General features: G+C 70.5%; 9 protein-coding genes and 1 pseudogene. 1 reads left to right on the top strand and 9 read right to left on the bottom strand.

Annotated features, from left to right (window positions below; all coding sequences use genetic code 11):
• The 9 genes and pseudogenes from G6030_RS05925 to G6030_RS05885 form a co-directional block, all read right to left on the bottom strand.
• A pseudogene (locus tag G6030_RS05925) lies at nucleotides 1-473 on the bottom strand (CpaF family protein); the annotation flags it as partial.
• Nucleotides 470-1,702 (bottom strand): AAA family ATPase, encoded by a 1,233-nt coding sequence (locus G6030_RS05920; RefSeq protein ID WP_182642494.1) that lies wholly within the window; start codon nucleotides 1,700-1,702, stop codon nucleotides 470-472. The pseudogene G6030_RS05925 and the gene G6030_RS05920, both read right to left, overlap by 4 nt.
• Complete coding sequence (locus G6030_RS05915) at nucleotides 1,699-2,457, bottom strand: RcpC/CpaB family pilus assembly protein (protein WP_182642493.1); 759 nt, start codon at nucleotides 2,455-2,457, stop codon at nucleotides 1,699-1,701. Before G6030_RS05915 ends, G6030_RS05920 begins: the two co-directional genes overlap by 4 nt.
• Nucleotides 2,458-2,484: 27 nt before the next feature.
• Entirely contained in the window at nucleotides 2,485-3,426 is a 942-nt protein-coding gene (locus tag G6030_RS05910; RefSeq protein WP_182642492.1) for a pilus assembly protein TadG-related protein, read from the bottom strand.
• Nucleotides 3,414-3,836: a TadE family protein gene (locus G6030_RS05905; RefSeq protein WP_182642491.1), complete on the bottom strand. Its 423-nt coding sequence runs from the start codon at nucleotides 3,834-3,836 to the stop codon at nucleotides 3,414-3,416. The genes G6030_RS05910 and G6030_RS05905 overlap by 13 nt, the downstream gene beginning before the upstream one ends.
• Before the next feature lie 137 nt (nucleotides 3,837-3,973).
• The gene (locus G6030_RS05900) at nucleotides 3,974-4,183 is read right to left on the bottom strand and encodes a Flp family type IVb pilin (protein WP_182642490.1); all 210 of its coding nucleotides are present in this window, start codon (nucleotides 4,181-4,183) and stop codon (nucleotides 3,974-3,976) included.
• Between the two features lie 437 nt (nucleotides 4,184-4,620).
• A complete protein-coding gene (locus tag G6030_RS05895) occupies nucleotides 4,621-5,193 on the bottom strand; it encodes a peroxidase-related enzyme (RefSeq protein WP_106385192.1) in 573 nt (190 codons plus the stop codon).
• Nucleotides 5,194-5,323: 130 nt separating this feature from the next.
• The gene (locus G6030_RS05890) at nucleotides 5,324-5,731 is read right to left on the bottom strand and encodes a PPOX class F420-dependent oxidoreductase (protein ID WP_182642489.1); all 408 of its coding nucleotides are present in this window, start codon (nucleotides 5,729-5,731) and stop codon (nucleotides 5,324-5,326) included.
• Nucleotides 5,728-7,593, bottom strand: coding sequence for an amidohydrolase family protein (locus G6030_RS05885; protein ID WP_347238592.1), 1,866 nt, complete (start codon nucleotides 7,591-7,593; stop codon nucleotides 5,728-5,730). The genes G6030_RS05890 and G6030_RS05885 overlap by 4 nt, the downstream gene beginning before the upstream one ends.
• Nucleotides 7,594-7,694: 101 nt before the next feature.
• Here G6030_RS05885 and G6030_RS05880 point away from each other — a divergent pair.
• Nucleotides 7,695-8,429, top strand: a 735-nt coding sequence (locus G6030_RS05880) for an MFS transporter (protein WP_241724196.1), incomplete at its 3' end; no start/stop codon positions are given.

Below are 8,429 nucleotides of genomic sequence, written 5' to 3'. Positions count from 1 at the left end.
CCGTTGACCATGATCTCGGTGATGTCCGGGTCCTCGAGGAGTCTCTCCAGCGGCCCGTGGCCGAGCACGTCGGCCTGGACGTCGGTGATGAGGCGCTTGCGCTGGTCGCCGGTGAGCGGGATGGTCTGTTCCTCCACGACCGTGTTCAGCTCCGCACGGACCATGGCGTGGAGCTGGTCCTCCGTCAGCGACGGGTTGTTGAGCCGCGCACCGATGCGCTCGAAGAGGGCCCCGGCTGCCTGCTCCTTGAGGGAGATCAGCGGGTCGATGGCGGGTTCGTCGGTGCCGGCCGTCGCGCCCGACGCGGGGCGGGGCGGGGTCGGGACGCCGGCGGACCTCGTCGTCGTCACGGGCGCCACCGGCACGGCGACGTCGGGCACAGGAACAGCGGACGACGGCGAGGCCGGCTCGGACGCGGCAGGCGCCGCCGCGGCGGGGACCCGGGCGGCACGGAGTCGATCGGACAGGCTCATCGCGTGAGTCGCTTCCTACGCAGGCGGTGGCGGCCGCTGGTGCGCGTCGGGGCGGCCGTCTCGGCGGGCCTCATGGGTGCCGGGGTGAAACGGTCGACGAGTTTGCGGAGTTGCTTGGTCATGGGGTCGCGGGCGTCGCTCTGCAGCAGGGGGACGCCCTGGTTGACCGAGATCTGGACGGCGCGGCTGCGGGGCAGCACCAGGTCGACGTCGGTGCCGATGGTGGCCTCGACATCGGCCTTGGTCAGTCCGCTGTGGGCGTCGGCGAGGTTGATGAGGACGTGGCGGCCGTCGAAGGCCACGCCGAGGTCCCGGAGGATGTCCAGTTCCTTGCGCAGCCCGCGCACGCCGGGGACGTCGAGGCCGGTGAGCAGAACCAGCTCGTCGGTCTGATCGATCGCGGTGAGGGCGTGTTCGTCGAGGCCGGGCGCGGTATCGATCACCACGTAGCGGAACTCCGAGGCCAGGGTCTGCAGCAGCCGGGCGACGTCGTCGGGGGTCACGGCGTCGGCGTCGGCGGGATTGGCCGGCCCGCACACGGCGTAGAGGCCGGTCGGGTGCTGGGTGAGGAACGTCTTGAGGACCATCGAGTCCTGCGATGCCGGGCCGCGGGTCACGTCGAGCAGGGTGTGGTCGGGGTCCAGGCTCAGGGCGCTGGCCACGTCGCCGAACTGCACGTCGAGGTCCACGAGCACGGTGGTCAGCGGTGCGGTGCGGGCCAGGCCCACCGCGAGGTTGGTCGCGACGGTGGTCTTGCCCACGCCGCCCTTGGGCGAGACCACGGTGATCACGCGACCGCGGGCGGTGGCGTCGCCGCTGATGGCGGGGTCGCCCGGCACCGGCTGTGCGGCGGCCTGCGCTGTGTGGAGCGCGCGGGCCAAGACGGTGCGGAGCTCGGGGGTCTCGGCGTCCGGGCGGACCACGTCGCACACGCCGGCCCGCAGAGCGGCCAGCGCGAGCGTGTCGGGCTGCTCGCTGACCAGGACCACCGCGATGCCGGGGCACTCCACGTCGAGTCGCGTGGCCAGAGCGAGCGCGTCGTCGCTGCCGCCGGCGGCGTCCAGGACGATCACCTGCGGGATGGGCGTGCCGGCGCCGAGCTGCTGGAACAGCTGCGACGGGCCGGCGGGGAGCGGCTGCCCCGCGATCACGGAGATCCGGGCGCGGGCCGCGTCGGCGACGCGCTGGCGGAGGTCGGTGGAGTCGGAGACGAGAAGGAGGTGGCTCATTGGTACACGTTCCCGGGGTCGACGATGCGGGTGCCGTCCGCCGTGGCGGCGGGGTCGACGATCGACAGCCAGATGGTGCCGTGTTCGGCGGCGAAGACGATGGTCTCGGCGTCCCGAGCGGTGACGGCCAGGGTCACCATCGCGGTGCCCTCGTGGACGGGGGCGGCCGATGAGTCCTCGCCCTCAGGGGCCGCGTCGGTGGCCGCGTCTGCGGAGCCGGCCGCCGGCGACGGGGTCAGGCCGCCCTGGACGCGGGTGACGAGGATCTTGTCGAGGACCAGGTGGGTCACCGGCGGGTCGCCCGCGAAGGAGGCGAAGATTCCGACCAGGTCTCCTGGCATGAGGGTTCCGCCGGTGACACGCGCCGAGTCCAGCGGCACGGTCACCTGGTGCAGGCCCTCCGGGACGGGGACCCCGCCGAACGGCTCGAGCGCTTCGGGCGCACCGAACCGGCCCATGAGGAGTTGCTCGCCGGGCATCAGGTCGGTGACGGCGACCAGGCCCGCGAGCTCGTCAATCGAGGTCACCGCGCCAGGGCCCACGGACGCCGAGGGCAGCTGCTCGAGGGCCACCGATGCGGTGATGTCCGCCGCCGGCGTGCCCTGTGGGATCGGGGCGGTCACGACCATTGCGTCGACCGGTTCCATGCCGGCCATGGCGCGCTCGTCGGCGCCGCTGACGTAGGTGATGAGGAGGACGGCTCCGAGCAGGGCGAGCACGACGGCTGCGACCGCTGCGACGAGACGACGACTCATGGGGCTCTCGCTAATCGGGTAGTAGGTCTAGTCGGGGAGGAGATGCACTGCCGAGGTTCCGAGGCCCGGCGCGCCCGGCCCGTAGACGAAACTCGGGTCCGGGACGCTCAGCGATGTGAAGTAACCGCGGATGCAGCGGTCGTTCCCGCTGCACGGCGGGTTCCAGCGCTGGCCGGAGAAGTTGTAGCCGGTGACCCGGAAGGCGACGTAACCGTGGACCTTGTACCAGGCGCCGCGGCCGTTGCCTCCGAAGCCGACGTCGAGCCCGCCGTCGAACACCGGGAGCAGGACCGTCTTGTTGCGGATGGTCGAGAGGTCGCACCGCTTGGGGGTGTTCCCCGGCTCGCCGTAGACGATCGCGCCGACGCGGGTGGTGCTCTGGCAGGTCTGGCCGGAGTCCGTCTCCAACCAGCCGAAGCCTCCGGGCACGGGGAGGTCGTTCTTGAAGCACCCGGTCTGCGAGGTCTTGGTCGACAGGATCGTCCGCTCGGCGTTCCCGGTCACCAGCGCGTTGCCGGCCTGGGCCTCCAGCTCGCAGAGCGAGAAGATCAGCGGCAGCATTGCGGTACCGCCGGTGGGGGAGCCCCAGCCAGCACTCGCCGTGGTGGTGACCGTGGTCGAGTCGACGCCCAGCACCGGCGCGAACCAGTGCTGACGCTCCGTCTCGACGGTCACGGTGACCCGTCCGCTGGCTGCGGTGGGGATCGTGTCCACGCGGGCGACCACGTCGTCCGAGGGGCTGTTGAGATCGGCGAACTCCTGCGCTGTCGCCGTGGGCGAACCGCACGCGTTCCGCGCGCAGTCCTGGGCGATGGCCAGCGCGGCGGCGTCCGCTCCGGTCTGCAGTTGCTGCTTCGCGGAGTAAGTCGCCGCGATGTCCAGCGACAGGGCGGCGAAGCCGATGAGCGGAACCATGAGGATGGCCACCAGGACGCCGACCGCGCCGCGGTCGTCGCCTATCCGAAGCATCGCATGGACCCCGTGCCGGTGAGGGTGAAGTCATCGATGGGCAGGAAGCCCGAGGCCAGCGTGAACGGGTAGGTGATGGTGACCGAGGCGGTGCCCGGTGAGGCGGTGCCCGAGGTGGTGGTGGTTCCTGTCGAGGTGGGCTCCGCCGAGCAGCGCGAGGGGTTGACGTCAATCATGTCGACGGTGAGGGGGAGGGATTGAGCGGAGGCTATGGCCGTCGCCTTGGCGGCGGTGGCGCTGTCTTCCAGCGCCATGACCCGCACTCCGTCGCGCGCGGCGTTGGAGAGGGTGGTCTGCACGTGGTACGCCCGTCCGAATTCCATGATGCCCAGGACGAGCAGCATGAGGATCGGGAGGACGAGCGCGAACTCGACGGCCGTGGCCCCGCGCTCACGTGAGGGCGTGAGCATTGAGGAGCCTGAGGGGGAGAAGGGTGAAGAGGGAGGGAACTGAGGGAGTTTCAGAGGCGGCGGCTCACGCCGGCGCCGGCCCCGGTGCAGCGCTCAAGGGAAGCGCTGCACCGGGCTGGAGGGCATTGCGATCTGCGTCAGGCGACGGCGGGGATCTTGTCGGCCACGCCCTGGAAGAGGGTCTTCAGGTCGGTCCCGAGGGCGGTGATGGCCACGATGATGACCACCGCGATGAGGCCGACCATGAGGCCGTACTCGACAGCGGTCGCGCCGCGGTCCTTGCGGTTGTCGAGGCGCTCCGAGAAGAAGGCCTGGAGGGTGACGAGAGCGTAGTACGCCTGGTTCATGATGAACCCTTTCTAGAGGGGGATTGAGCCTGGGGCTCGAGGGGAGGGGTTGTCCCCCTTGGACTTTCAGAGTCTGTGTGGACTGAGAAGAGTATGCGTCGGCCACTCAGCAAATGCCAAGACTGGGCAACGATTCTGTATCTAAGGTCACACGCGGACGCTGCGGGCCTGGTCGGCCGGCCAGGGTGCCCACGAATGCTCAAGGCCTGCAGGGATAGTCGCCGTTGTGCAGCGGAATCATGGCATCAAGAAGTAGGACGAGCGTCCATGAGGCGGATCGTGCGACGTCGGATTCGCAGATTCTGAGGCGCCGACGTGCCGAATCGTGATAGAGGATTCCGGCACGGAAATGAATGAACTCTTCGCTTATTTTCCGCACACCTGTTCGTGCGTAAATGCGCTATAGGGTCCGGGAGGGGTTCGGAGGGCCCGCGCGACTACTTCTGCCGCGGCACCCGGCCCATGAGGTAGAACTCCGGGTTCGGACGCATGTCGGTGGCGTTGGCGAGGCGATTGCTCAAGCCGAACAGCCCGGTGATCGCGGCGATGTCCCACGCGTCCTCGTCGTCGAGGCCATGTTCGTGCAGGGCGGCGAAGTCGGCGTCGCACAGCTCGTCCGAGCGCAGATTCACCTTGGTGGCGAAGTCGCAGATCGCCCGCTCCCGCGGGGTCAGATCGGCCTTGCGATAGTTCACGGCGAGCTGGTCGGCGATCTGCGGGGCCTTCTTGACGATCCGGAGGATCGCCCCGTGCGCGACCACGCAGAACAGACAGTTGTTCTGCCCGGAGATGGTCACCACGATCATCTCCTTGTCCGCCTTGGACAGGTTCCCCTCCCGCTCCATGAGCGCGTCGTGGTACGCGAAGAACGCCCGCGACTCGGCGGGCCGCCGCCCGAACATCAAGAACACCTCGGGGACGAAACCCGCCTTCTCCTGCTCGGCGAGGATCCGCTCGCGCAGGTCGTCGGGCAGATCGGCGAGTTCGGCGAGGGGATAGCGGTCCGACACGAGGGCCTCCGGGCGTCGAGGGGCGAGGGTGGCCTCAGCGTAGGACGACCACGGGCTCGGCGCGGGCGTTGTGGCCGGCCCGCCCCCAGCACTGTCCGCCCCGCCGGCCGCCCTGCCGTCGCCCGCCGCGTCAGTTGTCGAGGAGTCGTCCCCAGACGTGGACGTGCTCGATCTCCACCCAGGCGTCGACCCGCGGCCGGTCGCGGGTGGGGTAGGGCTCACCCGTGTAATGGCGCGCGAGGGCGTCGATGCCCGACAGGTCCGGATCGTCGGTGATCTCGGTGACCCGGCCCTGGATGCTCGCGTGGGTGTACCAGTCGCCCGAGTCGATCACCGACAGCGCCACCCGCGGATCGCGGCGGATGTGCTGCAGACGCACCCGGCCCGCGTCCAGGTTGAGGTGGATCCGGTCGTCGACCAGCCGGTACCAGGTGGGCACGGTCACCGGCGAGCCGTCCTTGCGCAGCGTCGCCATCACGCACGGGTTGGGCTTGAGGAGCAGGTCGCGGACATCGTCGTCCAGGGGTGTGGCGCTCATGCCAGTGAAGTGTGCGGCGTCTCCTCCCGGCTCTCCACCGGTGCGGGCACCTCCACCGGTCGCGGCGCGACGGTCTCGCCCGAGGGCAGGAATCGGCCCGCACCGAAATCGCGGCCGTAGCCCGGCGCGAACTCGCCGTCGCTCCAGACCACCCGGCCGCCGATGATGGTCGCCGCGACCGCCCGGTCGTTGCGGTTGACCATCCGGCGGAGCCCGCCGAACTCGGGCATCGCTTCCTCGTGGTAGTCGAGCGACTCGCCGTCGAGACCAGACGGGTCGATCACCACCACGTCAGCGCGCCGACCCACCTCCAGGCGCCCCGCGTCGAGGCGGTAGAACTCGGCCAGCTCGCCGGTGAGCTTGTGCACGGCCTCCTCCGTCGACAGGAACGGGCGGCCCTTCCGCTGGGCCTGGTGGACGCGCTCGAGCAGCCGGACCCCGAAGTTGTAGAAGGCCATGTTCCGCAGGTGCGCGCCCGCGTCGGAGAAGCCGATCGTCACGCCCGGGGTGTTGACCAGCCGGTTGGCGACCTTCTCGCGCGCATTGGCGATGGTGGTGGTCCAGCGGAAGTCCGTGCCGTACTCCACCACCAGGTCGAGGTACGCGTCGGCCGGGTGAAGCTTCCGCGCGCGGGCCACGTCGCCGACCGTCTGGCCGACCAGGGACTCGTCGGGGCAGGCGACGATGAGCGCGTCGTCGAAGTCGCGGTGCCACACCCGCGGGCTGAACCGCTTCTCGAAGTCCTGCCGGAACCAGCGCCGGTAGCTCTCCTGCTGCAGCAGCTCGTTGCGGGACACCTCGTCGGCCAGGTGCAGCGCCTCGCGGCCGGACCCGAACTCCTCGAACACCACCAGGTCGATGCCGTCCGCCCACACCTTGAACGTGGTGGGCAGGTGCTGCCACACGAACCTGCCCTTGCCGAGGCTGTTGGCGGCCCAGGCGATGGGCCGGAAAATGCGGTTGACCCACGGCTCGGCGAGGGTGTCCGCGGCGGAGAGCAGCGAGACACGCAGGGGCTTGCGGAACAGCCCGGTGCTGGTGGCGGCGTAGAAGGCCACGTCGACCTTGGTGTTGAGGTTGGGCACGCCCTGCAGGACCCGGTCACGACGACGAAGAAGGCGGCTGATCCGGCGGAATTCACCCCACGAGGCGTGCGTGGAGGGCAGCGTCCGCGAGCGGTAGCGGTCGCCGTCCATCTTGTCCCACGGGTTGGTCATGGTGGACACGCCCAGGAACCCGGCGTCGAGGGCGGCGGTGATGCGGCGGTCGATCTCGCGCAGTTCCTCGCGGCTGGGGGAGTGCTTCGGATCGGTCGACCGGCCCAGGCCCATCACGGACGCGCGTACGTCGGAGTGCCCGAGGAACGACGCCACGTTGGGGCCGAGCGGGAGCTCCTCGACGGCGCGCCGCCAGGCCGCCGGGTCGGACCATGTCTTCTTCTCCTCGAGCGCCTGCAGGACCGAGTCGCGCGGCAGGGCCTCGACGCGGCTGAACAGGTCCGCCACGTCGACCGTGCCGGAGTAGACGCCGGAGATCGAGCAGTTGCCCACCAGGACGGTGGTCACCCCGTGCCGCACGGACTCGCCCAGCCCCGGGGAGACGAGCAGCTCGACGTCGTAGTGGGTGTGGGTGTCCACGAAGCCGGGTGTCACCCACCGGCCCTCGGCCTCCACCACGCGCGTGGTGGGGGCCACGGGCAGCGGCGCGGCGCTGATCGCCGCGATCACGCCGTCGCGGATCCCGATGTCCGCGCGGACCCCGGGCGCGCCGGTGCCGTCGAACACCGTGCCGCCCCGTATGACGACGGCGAAGTCCGCGTTCGAGGCGGGGGCCGCGTCCGCGGCCGATTCGGGAATGCTCACGGGAAGCTCCTGGGGCTGTGACCTACAGCATGGTATTGGCCAGTCTACTCGGACAAGCGTCCATGTCTGACACGCCGGGCGTGGCGAGTAGCGTTGCCGACATGACGACCCGCACGGAGCGCCTCGACGGCCTGCCGTTCACCCGCAAGCACCGCAGACTACTGTTCGGTTCGGGCATCGGCTGGGCGCTCGACGCGATGGACGTGGGGTTGATCTCCTTCGTCATGGCGGCGCTCGCCGTCCACTGGTCGCTCACGCCCACCGAGCTGTCGTGGATCGGGTCCATCGGCTTCGTCGGCATGGCCCTGGGCGCCGCGTTCGGCGGACTGCTCGCGGACAGGATCGGCCGCCGGCAGGTCTTCGCCGCGACGCTGCTGGTCTACGGGTTGGCGACCGGCGCGGCGGCGCTGTCGACCGGCGTGGCGATGCTCATCGTCCTGCGCTTCATCGTAGGGCTGGGCCTGGGCGCCGAGCTGCCCGTGGCGTCGACGCTGGTCAGCGAGTTCGCGCCGCGTCGGATCCGCGGCCGGGTGGTGGTGATCCTCGAGGGATTCTGGGCGGTCGGCTGGATCATGGCCGCGCTCATCGGCTACTTCGTGGTGCCCGTCGGCGATGACGGATGGCGCTGGGCGCTCGCCGTGGGCCTGGTCCCGGCCGCGTACGCGCTGGTCGTGCGCTTCGGCCTGCCCGAGTCGGTGCGCTACCTCGAGTCGCGGGGCCGCGGCGACGAGGCCGAGCGGATCGTCCGCGAGTACGAGGCCTCTGCGGGTGTCACGCCCCCGCCCGCCGCCGCGGCTGGCGTCCCCGCGACCGGTCGGTCTGACGCCGAGGCCGCC

The sequence above is a fragment of the Dietzia sp. E1 genome, assembly GCF_014145015.1.
GTDB lineage: Bacteria > Actinomycetota > Actinomycetes > Mycobacteriales > Mycobacteriaceae > Dietzia > Dietzia cinnamea_A.
The sequence above is the reverse complement of the archived record's forward strand: the minus strand, read 5'-3'. Positions and strand labels throughout refer to the sequence as shown.

What these genes read in the sequence shown, in the direction of transcription:
- G6030_RS05910 (WP_182642492.1), bottom strand. Translation starts at nt 3,426, where the DNA reads ATGCTTCGGATAGGCGACGACCGCGGCGCGGTCGGCGTCCTGGTGGCC.
- G6030_RS05905 (WP_182642491.1), bottom strand. Translation starts at nt 3,836, where the DNA reads ATGCTCACGCCCTCACGTGAGCGCGGGGCCACGGCCGTCGAGTTCGCG.
- G6030_RS05900 (WP_182642490.1), bottom strand. Translation starts at nt 4,183, where the DNA reads ATGAACCAGGCGTACTACGCTCTCGTCACCCTCCAGGCCTTCTTCTCG.
- G6030_RS05915 (WP_182642493.1), bottom strand. Translation starts at nt 2,457, where the DNA reads ATGAGTCGTCGTCTCGTCGCAGCGGTCGCAGCCGTCGTGCTCGCCCTG.
- G6030_RS05890 (WP_182642489.1), bottom strand. Translation starts at nt 5,731, where the DNA reads ATGAGCGCCACACCCCTGGACGACGATGTCCGCGACCTGCTCCTCAAG.
- G6030_RS05920 (WP_182642494.1), bottom strand. Translation starts at nt 1,702, where the DNA reads ATGAGCCACCTCCTTCTCGTCTCCGACTCCACCGACCTCCGCCAGCGC.